Source organism: Streptococcus sp. 9903, from assembly GCF_013276625.1.
GTDB lineage: Bacteria > Bacillota > Bacilli > Lactobacillales > Streptococcaceae > Streptococcus.
In genome coordinates, this window is sequence record NZ_VMLI01000002.1 from 56260 (window position 1) to 70847 (window position 14588).

General features: G+C 39.7%; 9 protein-coding genes. 7 read left to right on the plus strand and 2 right to left on the minus strand.

Annotation, left to right across the window (positions count from 1 at the left end):
- Positions 1-27: 27 nt before the first annotated feature.
- Positions 28-672, plus strand: coding sequence for a phosphoserine phosphatase SerB (gene serB, locus HT696_RS01610; protein ID WP_023936809.1), 645 nt, complete (start codon positions 28-30; stop codon positions 670-672).
- 8 nt (positions 673-680) lie between these two features.
- Positions 681-1796, plus strand: a complete 1116-nt coding sequence (locus HT696_RS01615) for a glycerate kinase (RefSeq protein WP_173217856.1) — start codon at positions 681-683, stop codon at positions 1794-1796.
- On the opposite strand, the gene HT696_RS01620 is transcribed toward HT696_RS01615, so the two are convergent.
- A complete protein-coding gene (locus tag HT696_RS01620) occupies positions 1793-2239 on the minus strand; it encodes a DUF1694 domain-containing protein (protein ID WP_173217858.1) in 447 nt (148 codons plus the stop codon). The two genes, HT696_RS01615 and HT696_RS01620, sit on opposite strands and share 4 nt — an antisense overlap.
- Positions 2240-2402: 163 nt before the next feature.
- Here HT696_RS01620 and eno point away from each other — a divergent pair, with 163 nt between their 5' ends.
- Positions 2403-3707 carry a surface-displayed alpha-enolase gene (eno, locus tag HT696_RS01625; RefSeq protein ID WP_000022821.1) on the plus strand — a complete coding sequence of 435 codons (1305 nt, stop codon included), beginning with the start codon at positions 2403-2405 and terminating at the stop codon, positions 3705-3707.
- Between the two features lie 87 nt (positions 3708-3794).
- Here eno and HT696_RS01630 read toward each other — a convergent pair whose 3' ends face one another.
- Positions 3795-4307: a tyrosine-type recombinase/integrase gene (locus HT696_RS01630; protein WP_345789484.1), complete on the minus strand. Its 513-nt coding sequence runs from the start codon at positions 4305-4307 to the stop codon at positions 3795-3797.
- 176 nt (positions 4308-4483) lie between these two features.
- Here HT696_RS01630 and HT696_RS01635 point away from each other — a divergent pair, with 176 nt between their 5' ends.
- From HT696_RS01635 to addA, 4 genes are all read left to right on the plus strand, one after another.
- Positions 4484-5749: a hypothetical protein gene (locus HT696_RS01635; protein ID WP_173282894.1), complete on the plus strand. Its 1266-nt coding sequence runs from the start codon at positions 4484-4486 to the stop codon at positions 5747-5749.
- An 801-nt stretch (positions 5750-6550) separates the two neighbouring features.
- Positions 6551-7438: a diacylglycerol kinase family protein gene (locus HT696_RS01640; protein WP_050253051.1), complete on the plus strand. Its 888-nt coding sequence runs from the start codon at positions 6551-6553 to the stop codon at positions 7436-7438.
- 211 nt (positions 7439-7649) lie between these two features.
- Positions 7650-10925 (plus strand): ATP-dependent nuclease subunit B, encoded by a 3276-nt coding sequence (gene rexB / locus HT696_RS01645; RefSeq protein ID WP_173282912.1) that lies wholly within the window; start codon positions 7650-7652, stop codon positions 10923-10925.
- On the plus strand, positions 10922-14572 hold the full coding sequence (gene addA, locus HT696_RS01650) for a helicase-exonuclease AddAB subunit AddA (protein WP_173283194.1): 3651 nt from the start codon (positions 10922-10924) through the stop codon (positions 14570-14572). Before rexB ends, addA begins: the two co-directional genes overlap by 4 nt.
- Positions 14573-14588 lie beyond the last annotated feature (16 nt).

Genomic DNA, 14588 nt, shown 5'->3' on the forward strand with positions numbered 1-14588 from the left:
TTTTAGGCTGTTTAGAGAGGAGAACTGATGTCTCAAGTAAAAGGTTTGTGTGTTATGGATGTGGATGGAACCTTAATCCTAGAAGAAGTGATTGATTTATTGGGAAGAGAGGCAGCTTGTGAGGAGGAAATTGCGCAGCTTACAAGTCAGGCAATGCGAGGAGAGTTGGACTTTGAAAGCAGTTTACGAGACAGAGTGTCCTTCTTGGAAGGTCTTCCTGTTTCGGTTTTTGATAAAGTCTTCAACACTATTCATCTATCGCCAAATGCCCAGGAATTCATCTCCATTCTCCAAAAGAATGGTATCCTAGTTGGTCTGGTGTCCGGTGGCTTTACACCAATAGTTGAAAGATTGGCAAAATCTCTTGGAATTGCCTATTTCTCTGCCAACCAACTTGAAGTCAAAGGTGGCTTTCTAACAGGGAAATTAGTTGGACAAATTATTAGTCCCGAGGTTAAAAAAGAGACTATGGAACAATGGAGAGAGGAACTAAAACTTTCTAAAGAAAGAACGATTGCAATCGGTGATGGGGCCAATGATTTATTGATGTTGAAGTCAGCGGGACTAGGAATCGCCTTTTGTGCAAAAGAAGTACTCAAAAAAGAAATACCAAATCATGTTGACAAGAGGGATTTTTTAGAAGTTCTACCTTTGATTGACTGTTTAGAATGAGGGAAAATATGAAGATTGTAATTGCACCAGATTCGTTTAAGGAAAGCTTGTCTGCTCAACAGGTGGCTGAAGCTATTAAAAGAGGTTTCCAACAATCGATAGCAGATGTAGAATATCTCCTCTGCCCTGTTGGTGATGGGGGAGAAGGTACTGTAGATGCTATCCGACATTCTCTTGACCTAGAAGAAAAATGGATCCAAGTGACAGGCCCTTTTGGCCAAAAAGAAGCCATGCGCTATTTTCAAAAAGGGAAACTGGCACTATTTGAAGTTGCTGATTTGGTTGGCCTTGGAAAAATTCCGATAGAGAAACGAAATCCACTTCAAATCCAAACTCGTGGTATCGGAGAGTTGATTCGCCATCTCATTGCTCAAGGGATTAAAGAAATCTATATCGGCGTTGGTGGCACGGCCAGTAATGACGGAGGAATTGGGATCGCTGCTGGTTTAGGTTATCGATTTTATGATAAGGATGGAAATGTCTTGCCTGCATGCGGTCAATCCTTACTAAAATTAGCTTCTGTTTCAACAGAAAATCGCTATGAACTTCCTGAAGATGTGCAAATTCATATTTTAGCAGATGTTGTGAGTCCCTTATGTGGTCATCAAGGTGCGACCTACATTTTTGGCAAACAAAAAGGCCTACAACCTACTATGTTTGCAGTCGTAGATCAAGCGATCCAAGATTTTTATGAAAAAGTCTCACCTGCAACATTAGAAATTAAAGGAGCAGGAGCTGGTGGAGGCCTTGCTGCTGGTTTGTGTGCCTTTGCTCAGGCAAATATCGTGTCTGGAATTGATACCTGTTTAGATTTGATTGATTTTGATAAGAAAGTTGCATATGCTGACTTGGTTATCGTCGGCGAAGGTAGACTGGACAGTCAAAGCTTTGCTGGGAAAGCGCCGATAGGCGTAGCAAAAAGAACCCCTGTCGGAGTTCCTGTCATTGCTATTTGTGGTAGTCTTGCTGAAGATTTACCTTCCCTACCATTTGAAAATATTCAAGCTGCCTTTTCAATTTTGGAGAAAAGTGAATCTTTAGAAGAGAGTTTGAAAAATGCCAGTCTCTATCTGGAGCGCACGGCTGCCAATATTGGGCACTTATTAAATATGCACAAGATTTAGCCAAACCATTTCTTCCAGAAGGATGTTTTGACTGGTTCTTCCTTTTGAACTTCCCAAAGTTTTGCAAAAGCAAGTCGAAGGTCCTTTTCTTCTACTTGTACTGGTGTATCGGTATGGATAATCAGTCCAAAAGGAGAAGAAGTGTGCTCTTCAGATACTATGGTAGCTTGGCTATCAGTTTCTTTTGCTTCTTTTAAGTAGAAAACTTGTTTGTCAAATTCGATAGTTGGTGAAATCTTCACAAATAGTGGCTCTGCTTTTTCTTGAAGATTTTCTAAAATAGATAAAAAACCTTTTTCTAGCTGAGGGCTATTTGCTGTGTCAATATCTGCATATCCAAGAACTCTTTCCTCAAAGGTACCAAGATAGCGTCTTTGCTCATCCGGATTTAATTTTGGCCCACCATGAGCTTTTTCAAGTAATTGTTTTGATAAATCTGTCATGAAAACAGTATATCATAAAAGTTAGAATAAAACAGACAAAAGAAAGCGATTACTTTATAAAGTTAAGGAAAATTTGCACAAAGATAACGTTTTTTCTTGAAAAAGGTGGGTTTTTAAGGTATTATAGAGGTGTAAAAAATTTAACTCATAAGGAGAGTAAAAAATGTCAATTATTACTGATGTTTACGCTCGCGAAGTCCTAGACTCACGCGGTAACCCAACACTTGAAGTAGAAGTTTACACTGAATCAGGTGCTTTCGGACGTGGTATGGTTCCATCAGGAGCTTCTACTGGTGAACACGAAGCAGTTGAACTTCGCGACGGTGACAAATCTCGTTACGGTGGTCTTGGTACACAAAAAGCTGTTGACAACGTAAACAACATCATTGCTGAAGCTATCATTGGCTACGATGTACGTGATCAACAAGCTATCGACCGTGCTATGATCGCTCTTGACGGTACTCCTAACAAAGGTAAATTGGGTGCAAACGCAATCCTTGGTGTGTCTATCGCTGTAGCTCGTGCTGCTGCTGACTACCTTGAAATCCCACTTTACAGCTACCTAGGTGGATTCAACACTAAAGTTCTTCCAACTCCAATGATGAATATCATCAACGGTGGTTCTCACTCTGACGCTCCAATCGCTTTCCAAGAATTCATGATCGTACCTGCTGGTGCGCCATCATTTAAAGAAGCTCTTCGTTGGGGTGCTGAAATCTTCCATGCTCTTAAGAAAATCCTTAAATCTCGTGGTTTGGAAACAGCCGTAGGTGACGAAGGTGGATTCGCTCCTCGTTTTGAAGGAACTGAAGACGGAGTTGAAACTATCCTTGCTGCTATCGAAGCTGCTGGATATGTTCCTGGTAAAGACGTATTTATCGGATTTGACTGTGCTTCATCAGAATTCTACGATAAAGAACGTAAAGTTTACGACTACACTAAATTTGAAGGTGAAGGAGCAGCTGTACGTACTGCTGCAGAACAAATCGACTACCTTGAAGAATTGGTAAACAAATACCCAATCATCACTATCGAAGATGGTATGGATGAAAATGACTGGGACGGTTGGAAAGCTCTTACTGAACGTCTTGGTGGTAAAGTTCAATTGGTTGGTGACGACTTCTTCGTAACAAACACTTCTTACCTTGAAAAAGGTATTGCAGAAGGTGCTGCTAACTCAATCCTTATCAAAGTTAACCAAATCGGTACTCTTACTGAAACATTCGACGCTATCGAAATGGCGAAAGAAGCTGGTTACACTGCCGTTGTATCACACCGTTCAGGTGAAACTGAAGATTCAACAATCGCTGACATCGCAGTTGCAACTAACGCAGGACAAATCAAGACTGGTTCACTTTCACGTACAGACCGTATCGCTAAATACAACCAATTGCTTCGCATCGAAGACCAACTTGGTGAAGTAGCTGAATACCGTGGATTGAAATCATTCTACAACCTTAAGAAATAATCATTGATTTAACAACGTTTCTAGCCCCTCGGATTTTATCCGAAGGGCTATTTTTCTGTTCAGGGGGCAAAAAAGGGGCAAAACTTTTTAAAAAATCTTTTTCATCACTTTGTCCAGCACATTGATTGCTTCATCTTTCATGTTCTTCGTGACGTGGGTATAGATGGAAGTAGTAACATCAGAATCAGAATGTCCAACCCTATCCATGATTGTTTTTAGCGGAATTTTATTTTCAGCTAAAATGCTAATAGTGGTATGTCTGAAGATGTGAGGTGATAGATGTTTGGGAATTGGTTTTTTAAGGCGTTCATTTGCTCGCTGGAGAGACTTGCTTAGAATTGAACTATGGATTGGCTTACCAGTGTTTGTGACGAATATACGAGTGCTCTTGTACCAATTTGGGTCAGTATTTTCACTGAGCTGGTTCAGTTCAATCATTTTGTCTAGTATCTCAATTTCTCTTTTAGTTAAGTGGGTAGTTCGAAAGCTTGCAAAAGTCTTAGTACCGTCATCATCTGGAATGTATCGGTTGAATGTTGTGTGGATGTCTAATGTCTTGCTATCTTTGTGATATTTGTCTGGCGTAAGAGCAGCAAACAACTGATTACCATAGAATTTTAATTAGTAGCTGACTAGTCCTTGTGTTATCTTGCTATATCGTGCAGAAATATTTCTATGTACGAGGTTCTAATTCTTATATTTTTGACAATAATATAAGAAAATAGTATACTAAATAGACAGTCATTGATTGTAGTGATAACGGTTAGGAGAAAATAGTGTTAAAACGTATTTTAAATATAGCATTGGCTTATGTAGGCGTTGTTATTGGTGCTGGACTATCTTCAGGCCAAGATTTAATGCAATACTTTGTTAGTTTTGGTAAATGGGGTATCATTGGAACGATTGTTCTTGGAATCATAAGTGTTATTTTTGGTAAAATTATCATTACCTTAGGAAGCTATTTCCGTTCAAATGATCATTTTGAAGTTCTTTCCCAAATTGCCGGGCCTATTACTAATAAGATTCTTGATTTTGCTTTAATTGTTTCCTGCTTTGTAATTGGTTTTGTTATGATTGCAGGAGCTGGTTCAAATCTTAACCAACAATTTGGCTTGCCATTTTGGTTGGGAGGATTGATTTGTGCTATCTTGGTCATTATTGTCAGTTTTCTTAATTTTGAAAAGATTACCAGCGTTCTTGGGATATTTACTCCTTTGGTCTTTGTCATGATTATCATTATGGCAGTCCATACGTTCGTAGGGAAAAGTTTTGATTTTGAAGAGTTAGAAGCAATCACAGCTACACTTTCTTCTCCGATGCCCAATGTCTGGGTTTCTTTACTAAATTATTTCGCACTAACTGTTATGACTGGTGTATCCATGGCATTTGTCTTAGGAGGTTCTGTCATGAGAATTGGTGTTGCGGAAAAAAGTGGTCTCTTAGGTGGACTTGTAGTTAGTTTGATTATTACCGTAGCAACTGGTATTTTATACGCCAATATAAAACTTGTTTCAACTGTTGATATTCCTATGTTAACAATTGCGGAGCAGATTCATCCTTTATTTTCTTTGCTGTATGCTCTAATTATTTTTGGACTCATTTTTAATACAGCTTTCAGTTTATTTTATGCCTTGGCAAAACGTTTCTCTTCAAACAAACCTAAGCGCTTTTACCCTATTCTAATTGCTACGGTCGCTATAGGATATGGTTTATCTTTTATGGGATTTAAAGAATTAGTCTCCATTATGTATCCTCTTTTAGGTTATGTCGGTTGTCTAATGCTGGTCATTTTAGCAGTGGCATGGATAAAAGAAAGAGGAAACATCAAAGGGGAAAAATCTTTAAGACGAAAGATGATTCGATTGATAACCAAAAAATATGACGATGAACAAGAATATACTATTAGAGATAAAGCGACATTTCACCAACTCGGTGAAGATTCTATTATAGATACTAAAAGTATCAAAAGTGATATCAAGGATTTGGTAAAAGAACAGTTTGTTGATGATGATGCAAAACATGATGGAAGCATCTTATCTTAAATGATAATAAAGTTGGAGAAAAATCTTTAAAATCAGAAAAGTGCATGTTATCAGGTGTCAAAAACACTTGATAATATGCCTTTTATTGTAATACTAGATAATTTATATTCTCTTAAAAATTTCTTCAAACCATGTCAGTCTAATCTACAAATTCAAAACAGTGTCTTGAGCTGACCGCGTTAGTTTGATCTGTAACCTCAAAGTTCTGCTTTAAGCAAGCTGTGGCTAGATTTTTAGTTTGCTATTTGATTTTGATTGAGTATCATTTCATATTCTCTTAAAAATTGAGTTTTTTCATCCTTAGCTGAACTGACTTTTGAAGTATTTTTATTTTCATAAATAGACACTAAACATTAACTCGTCTATCTGCTAGTAGCTAGTCAGACAAAGACTGACTTATATATGGGGAAAATATTCTTTCAAGTGAGTTTTATCTTTATCCGGAACTAGAAAATAGCAATAATATCTACAAACTATATTCCATCGTGTGGAGGAGAGAGACTAATTTGGATGATTAAGAACAACCTACTAGTAAAAAATAGATCATTTTTTAATATGAGATAAAAACCGATATTAAAAGCAATTTATTTCTATTTTTTAACATTTCATTGTATAATAGCAATATACGCAAATATCATGTGTCATCAGGTTAATACTCTTAGAAAATCTTTTTAAACCACGTCAGGCTAATATACAGACTCAAAACAGTGTCGTGAGTAGTCTACAGCTAGTTCCCTAGTTTACGCCTTGATTTTCATCGAGAATAACCTTTCTATTTCAATTTTAAGGAGAAAATACAGAGTGAAAAAAATAATGCTAATTATCAATCCAACTTCTGGAGGAGAAAAAGCTTTAGATTACAAAGAGAAGCTGGAGAATAAAGCAAGAGAGTATTTTGATGATGTGGAAACTAAAATTACTCAAAAAGCCAAAGATGCTACAAATTTCGCAGAAGAAGCTGCTAGAGAAAGATATGAATCAATTCTAGTTTTTGGTGGAGATGGTACAGTCAATGAAGTTATTTCAGGGATTGCTGAAAGGGACTATATTCCTAAACTGGGAATTATACCAGGTGGTACTGGTAACCTGATTACAAAACTTTTAGAAATCAATCAAGATATTGACGGAGCTATTGAAGAACTAGATTTCAATTTAACTGATAAGATTGATATCGGAAAAGCAAATGGTCACTATTTTGGATATATCTTTAGTATCGGGTCTCTCCCTGAAGCCATTCATAATGTTGAAATTGAAGATAAAACGAAATTTGGTATCTTGGCTTATGCAGTTAATACCATGAAGTCTGTCATGACAGATCAAGTCTTTAACATTAAAGTTGAAACCGAAAATGGAAATTACCTTGGGGAAGCAAGTCATGTTTTAGTACTTCTAACAAATTATTTTGCAGATAAAAAAATCTTTGAAGAAAACAAGGATGGATATGCAAATATTCTAATTTTGAAAGATGCTTCTATATTCTCTAAATTATCTTTGATTCCGGATTTGTTAAAAGGAGATCTTGTAGAGAATGAAAATATTGAATATATAAAGGCACGTACTATTAAAATTTCTTCTGATATCGAATTAGAGTCGGATGTTGATGGCGATAAATCAGATAATCTACCAGTCGACATCAAGGTACTAGGACAACACATTGAAGTGTATTCCGTACCTAAGAAACAATCATAAAACTCAAAGCCTTGTTACCGAGGCTTTTTTCATTATGTGATTTTCAGTAGGCAGATTTATTCTATCTATAATACAAGTAAAATTAAGTATTTAAGATCTAGCAGATTTAGCAGATGATGAATAAAAGAAAGGATGGCCTAAATATTTTAACAGATTTACGAGACTAATCATGGTATAATATAGGGTAATGAAAAATTCCAACGAGGCAGAGATGAAATTACTTTATACTGATATTCGGACTTCTTTGACCGAGGTTCTAACTAGAGAAGCAGAAGAGCTAGTTGCTGCTGGCAAGCGAGTCTTCTATATCGCTCCTAACTCTCTTTCTTTTGAAAAGGAACGCGCCGTGCTGGAATGCTTGTCCCAGCAGGCTTCTTTTGCGATTACCGTCACGCGCTTTACTCAAATGGCTCGTTACCTGATTTTGAATGATTTGCCTGCCAAGATCAGTCTTGATGATATTGGTCTTGGGATGGCCTTTTACAAATGCCTTGCCGAACTTGATCCTAAGGATTTACGTGTTTATGGCGCTATCAAGCAAGATCCTCAATTTATCCAGCAGTTGATTGAGTTTTACCACGAGATGACCAAGGCTCAGATGAACTTTTTAGACTTGGAGAGTTTGACGGATGAGGACAAGCGATCTGATTTACTCTTGATTTTTGAGAAGGTAACGGCCTATCTCAATCAAGGCCAGTTGGCTCAAGGAAGTCAGTTGTCTCAATTGATTGATGCTATTGAGAATAACAAAGTTAGTAGTGATTTTACTCAAATCGCCTTAGTCATTGATGGATTTACCCGTTTTTCTGCCGAAGAAGAACGAATTGTGGACTTACTTCATGGCAAGGGAGTTGAGATTATTATTGGGGCTTATGCTAGTAAGAAAGCTTATACCAGTCCATTCGCTGAAGGCAATCTCTATCAAGCCAGTGTGGAGTTTCTCCATCATCTAGCCTCTAAATACCAAATTCCTGCTCAAGACCGTTCTCAGACTCATGAGAAGATGGATAGTTTTGATAAGGCCTCTCGTTTGCTGGAGTCTTCTTATAACTTTTCAGAACTCGCTTTGGATGTCGATGAGAAAGACCGTGAAAACTTACAAATCTGGTCTTGCTTGACACAAAAGGAGGAGTTGGAGTTAGTAGCCCGTAGCATTCGTCAGAAATTACATGAGAACTCAGACCTGAGCTACAAGCATTTTCGTATTCTCTTGGGGGATGTAGCTTCTTATCAATTATCTCTAAAAACGATTTTTGACCAGTATCAGATTCCTTTTTATATTGGTAGAAGCGAAGCTATGGCTCACCATCCCTTGACACAGTTTGTCGAGTCTATCTTGGCTTTAAAACGCTATCGTTTCCGTCAGGAGGATTTGATTAACCTTCTCAGAACAGGTTTGTATACCGACCTTAGTCAGGCTGATATTGATGCTTTTGAGCAATATATCCGTTATCTTGGTATCAATGGCTTGCCAGCCTTTCAGCAAATCTTTACCAAATCCCACCATGGAAAATTTAATCTGGAACGTTTAAATGCTCTTCGTTTGCGTATTTTAACCCCTCTTGAGACTCTTTTTGCTAGCCGAAAACAAAAGGCTGAAAATCTCTTGTACAAGTGGAATAGCTTTCTAAAAGAAGGAGCTGTGACCAAGCAGTTGCAAGATTTGACAGCCACTATGGAAGCTCTTGAACAGGAAAGACAAGCCGAGGTTTGGAAGGCATTCTGTCATGTTTTAGAACAATTTGCGACTGTTTTTGCTGGTTCACAGGTTAGTCTGGAGGACTTCCTAGCCTTGCTCCATTCTGGAATGAGCCTATCTCAGTACCGCACCATTCCAGCAACAGTGGACACCGTTCTGGTGCAGAGTTATGATTTGATTGCTCCTCTGACAGCTGACTTTGTTTATGCCATTGGGCTGACTCAGAATCATTTACCAAAAATTGCGCAAAACACCAGTCTATTGACAGATGAAGAAAGACAAAGCTTAAACCAAGCAACCGAAGAAGGCGTTCAATTGCTGATTGCCAGCAGTGAAAACCTCAAGAAAAATCGCTATACTATGCTTTCCTTGGTCAATTCTGCTCGTAAGCAGTTGGTCTTATCGGCTCCAAGCCTTTTTAATGAAAGTGAAAGTAAGGAATCTGCCTATCTTCAAGAGTTGGTCCATTTTGGATTTAGTCGAAAAGAGAAGAGGATGAATCACAAAGGGCTGTCTAAGGAGGATATGGGGTCCTATCACAGTCTTTTGTCCAGTCTGGTTGCCTATCACCAGCAGGGCGAGACGAGCGATACTGATCAAGATTTGACTTTTGTTAAGGTTCTGGCGCGTGTCATGGGTAAAAAACTAGACCAGCAAGGTCTGGAAAATCCAGCTCTCCCAACCAGTCCAAACAGTAAGCAGTTGGCTAAGGACACCTTGCAGGCGCTCTATCCTGATGAACAGGAATTTTACCTGTCTACATCTGGTTTGACGGAGTTTTACCGGAACCAATACAGTTATTTCCTCCGCTACGTGTTAGGCTTGCAGGAGGAATTGCGCCTGCGTCCAGATGCTCGTAGTCATGGAAATTTCTTGCACCGTATTTTTGAACGTACCTTGCAGTTACCTAACGAAGATTCCTTTGACCAACGTCTAGAACAAGCTATTCAAGAAACCAGTCAGGAACGCGAATTTGAGGCTATTTATCAAGAAAGTTTAGAAGCCCAGTTCACCAAGGAAGTTCTGCTTGATGTCGCACGGACGACTGGACATATTCTCCGACACAATCCAGCCATCGAAACCATCAAAGAGGAAGCGAATTTCGGTGGAAAAGAGCAGGCCTTTATTCAATTGGACAGTGGTCGCAGTGTCTTTGTACGAGGCAAGGTGGACCGGATTGACCGTTTGAAAGCTGATGGGGCGATAGGAGTAGTAGACTACAAATCCAGTCTAACTCAGTTCCAGTTTCCTCATTTCTTTAATGGGCTCAATTCCCAGTTACCAACCTATCTAGCTGCCTTAAAAAGAGAAGGGGAGCAGAACTTTTTTGGTGCCATGTACTTGGAAATGGCTGAGCCTGTCCAATCTTTGATGGCCGTTAAAAGTTTGGCAGGTGCAGTAGTAGAAGCCAGCAAGTCTATGAAATACCAAGGACTCTTTTTAGAAAAAGAAAGCAGTCATTTGGGCGAATTTTACAATAAAAACAAGGCTAATCAGCTGACGGATGAGGAATTCCAGCTCCTACTGGACTACAATGTCCATCTTTACAAGAAAGCAGCAGAGAAGATTTTAGAAGGCCAGTTCGCCATTAATCCTTATACCGAAAATGGCAGAAGTATCGCCCCATACGTCCAGCAACATCAGGCTATTACTGGATTTGAAGCCAATTACCACTTAGGTCAAGCCCGGTTCCTAGAAAAGTTAGACTTGGCTGACGGCAAGCGTCTGGTTGGAGAAAAACTCAAGCAAGCTTGGTTTGAAAAAATAAGAGAGGAGTTGAATCGATGAAGCCTATTCCCTTTTTAACTGAGAAGGAAATTCAAAAACTGCAAGAAGTAGAAGCGCATTCGAGCAAGGAACAAAAGAAAACTGCCGAGCAAATTGAAGCCATCTATACTTCTGGTCAGAATATTCTTGTCTCAGCGTCGGCTGGTTCTGGTAAAACCTTTGTCATGACAGAGCGCATTCTAGATCAATTAGCGCGTGGTGTGGAAATTTCTCAACTATTTATCTCAACCTTTACCGTCAAGGCTGCGACCGAACTCAAAGAACGTTTAGAGAAAAAAATCAGCCAACAAATCCAAGAAAGCAGCGATGTTGACCTCAAACAACACTTGGGTCGCCAGTTAGCAGACATACCCAACGCAGCCATCGGTACCATGGACTCTTTCACACAAAAATTTCTTGGCAAACATGGCTATCTAATTGATATTGCGCCTAATTTCCGGATTTTACAAAACCAGAGCGAGCAACTCCTTCTAAAAAATGAAGTCTTCCATGAGGTCTTTGAAGCCCATTACCAAGGTAAGCAGAAAAAGAAGTTTAGCCATTTGCTGAAAAATTTTGCAGGGCGCGGCAAGGATGAACGTGGTCTGCGCCAGCAGGTCTATAAAATCTATGACTTCCTCCAATCCACCAGCAACCCTCAAAAATGGCTGAGTGAATCTTTCCTCAAAGGCTTTGAAAACGCTGATTTTAGCAGTGAAAAAGAAAGACTGACTGAGCAAATCCAGCAAGCCCTTTGGGATTTGGAAAGCTTTTTCCGTTATCATCTGGATAATGATGCCAAGGAGTTTCCTAAGGCTCCCTATTTAGAAAATGTCCAGTTGATTCTGGATGAAATTGGCTCCCTAAATCAGGAATCCGATAGTCCGGCTTACCAAGCAGTGCTTGCGCGTGTTGTCGCGATTTCGAAAGAGAAAAACGGTCGAGCTCTGACCAATGCCAGTCGTAAGGCTGATTTGAAGCCCCTGGCTGATGCCTACAACGAAGAGAGAAAGTCCCAGTTTGCTAAACTAGGACAACTGTCAGACCAGATAACCATTCTCGACTATCAAGAACGTTATCATGAAGACACATGGGAACTAGCTAAGACTTTCCAAGCCTTTATGAGTGATTTTGTGGAGGCTTATCGTCAGCGTAAACGTCAGGAAAATACCTTTGAATTCGCTGATATTAGCCATTACACCATTGAGATTTTAGAGAATTTCCCGCAAGTTCGTGAGGCTTATCAGGATCGCTTCCATGAAGTCATGGTCGATGAGTATCAGGATACCAACCATATTCAAGAACGGATGCTGGAATTACTTTCTAATGGACACAATCGCTTTATGGTGGGAGATATCAAGCAGTCCATCTACCGTTTCCGTCAGGCAGACCCGCAGATTTTCAATGAAAAGTTCCAACGCTATGCGCAAAATCCACACGAAGGCAAGCTGATTTTGCTTAAAGAAAATTTCCGTAGTAGTTCAGAAGTGCTGTCAGCAACCAATGATGTTTTTGCACGCCTTATGGATCAAGAGGTCGGCGAAATCAACTATGATAACATGCACCAGCTTGTTTTTGCCAATACCAAACTGACTCCTAATACAGACAATAAGGCAGAATTTCTCCTCTACGACAAGGACGATACAGGTGAGGAAGAAGAGAGCCAAGCAGAAACGAAATTAACAGGGGAAATGCGCTTAGTCATCAAGGAGATTCTGAAACTTCATCAAGAACAAGGTGTTGCCTTTAAAGAAATCGCCCTTCTGACCTCCAGCCGCAGTCGTAATGACCAGATTCTTCTCGCTCTGTCTGAATACGGAATTCCTGTCAAAACTGACGGAGAGCAAAACAATTATCTCCAATCCCTAGAAGTGCAAGTCATGCTAGATACCCTTCGTGTCATTCACAATACCCTGCAAGACTATGCCTTGGTTGCCCTTATGAAGTCTCCTATGTTTGGCTTTGATGAGGACGAGTTAGCACGTTTGTCCCTTCAGAAAGCAGAGGATAAAGTCCAAGAAAATCTCTATGAGAAACTAGTAAATGCTCAAAAAATGGCAAGTAGTCAAAAAGGCTTGATTCACACAGCTCTAGCTGAAAAACTAGAGCAATTCATGGATATACTAGCTTCTTGGCGCTTGTATGCCAAAACCCACTCCCTCTATGACTTGATTTGGAAGATTTACAATGACCGTTTTTATTATGATTACATTGGGGCTTTGCCAAATGGTCCTGCTAGACAGGCCAATCTCTATGCCCTAGCACTGCGAGCTGACCAGTTTGAAAAGAGCAATTTCAAAGGTTTGTCCCGCTTTATCCGTATGATTGACCAAGTTTTAGAAGCCCAGCACGATCTTGCAAGCGTGGTCATCGCACCGCCAAAAGATGCAGTAGAGCTCATGACCATCCACAAGAGTAAAGGGCTGGAGTTTCCTTACGTCTTTATCCTCAATATGGATCAAGATTTCAATAAGCAAGACTCTATATCAGAAGTCATTCTCAGCCGTAAAAATGGACTAGGTGTCAAATACATTGCCAAAATGGAGACAGGAGCAGTGGAAGATCACTATCCTAAAACTATCAAACTCTCCATTCCTAGCCTAACTTATATACAGAATGAAGAAGAATTACAGCTAGCTAGCTATTCAGAACAGATGCGTCTGCTGTATGTTGCCATGACGAGGGCTGAGAAAAAGCTCTATCTTGTCGGCAAGGGTTCTCGCGAAAAGCTGGAAGCCAAGGAATACCCAGCAGCTAAAAATGGAAAACTAAACAGCAACACTAGACTTCAAGGCAAGAATTTCCAAGATTGGATGTGGGCTATCAGTAAAGTGTTTGCCAAAGACAATCTCAACTTTAGTTATCGTTTTGTTGGCGAAGATCAGTTGACCAGAGAAGCCATCGGAGAGTTGGAAACCAAGAGCCCTCTACAAGATAGCTCCCAAGCAGACAATCGTCAGTCAGATACCATTAAAGAAGCCCTTGAAATGCTAAAAGAGGTGGAAGTTTATAATACTCTTCACCGGGCAGCCATTGAACTGCCTAGTGTTCAAACCCCAAGTCAAATCAAGAAATTCTACGAACCAGTTATGGATATGGAAGGTGTCGAGATTGCAGGTCAAGGACAGTCAGTAGACAAGAAAATTAGCTTTGATTTACCAGATTTTTCAACCAAAGAAAAGGTAACAGGAGCTGAGATTGGTAGTGCCACCCACGAACTCATGCAGAGAATGGACCTCAGTCAGCTACCAACGCTTGCTAGCCTGACAGAAACTCTCCAACAAGTTCAAACCAGCCCAGCTGTCAGAGACAAGATTAATCTTGCTAAAATTCTTGCATTCTTTGACACAGCACTCGGTCAGGAAATTCTCGCTAATACCAACCATCTCTATCGTGAGCAACCTTTCTCCATGCTCAAACGAGACCAAAAGAGTCAGGAAGACTTCGTTGTCCGTGGTATCCTTGATGGCTATCTGCTTTACGAAAACAAAATTGTTCTGTTCGACTATAAGACAGACCGCTATGATGAACCAAGTCAACTCATAGACCGTTATCGTGGTCAGTTAGCCCTATACGGAGAGGCTTTATCTCGAGCCTATTCGATTAAAAATATTGAGAAATACTTGATTTTACTAGGTAAAGATGAGGTTCAAGTTGTAAAAGTATAATTTAGAAAGGAGACCT

What these genes read in the sequence shown, in the direction of transcription:
- serB (WP_023936809.1), top strand. Translation starts at nt 28, where the DNA reads ATGTCTCAAGTAAAAGGTTTGTGTGTTATGGATGTGGATGGAACCTTA.
- HT696_RS01615 (WP_173217856.1), top strand. Translation starts at nt 681, where the DNA reads ATGAAGATTGTAATTGCACCAGATTCGTTTAAGGAAAGCTTGTCTGCT.
- HT696_RS01620 (WP_173217858.1), bottom strand. Translation starts at nt 2,239, where the DNA reads ATGACAGATTTATCAAAACAATTACTTGAAAAAGCTCATGGTGGGCCA.
- eno (WP_000022821.1), top strand. Translation starts at nt 2,403, where the DNA reads ATGTCAATTATTACTGATGTTTACGCTCGCGAAGTCCTAGACTCACGC.
- rexB (WP_173282912.1), top strand. Translation starts at nt 7,650, where the DNA reads ATGAAATTACTTTATACTGATATTCGGACTTCTTTGACCGAGGTTCTA.
- addA (WP_173283194.1), top strand. Translation starts at nt 10,922, where the DNA reads ATGAAGCCTATTCCCTTTTTAACTGAGAAGGAAATTCAAAAACTGCAA.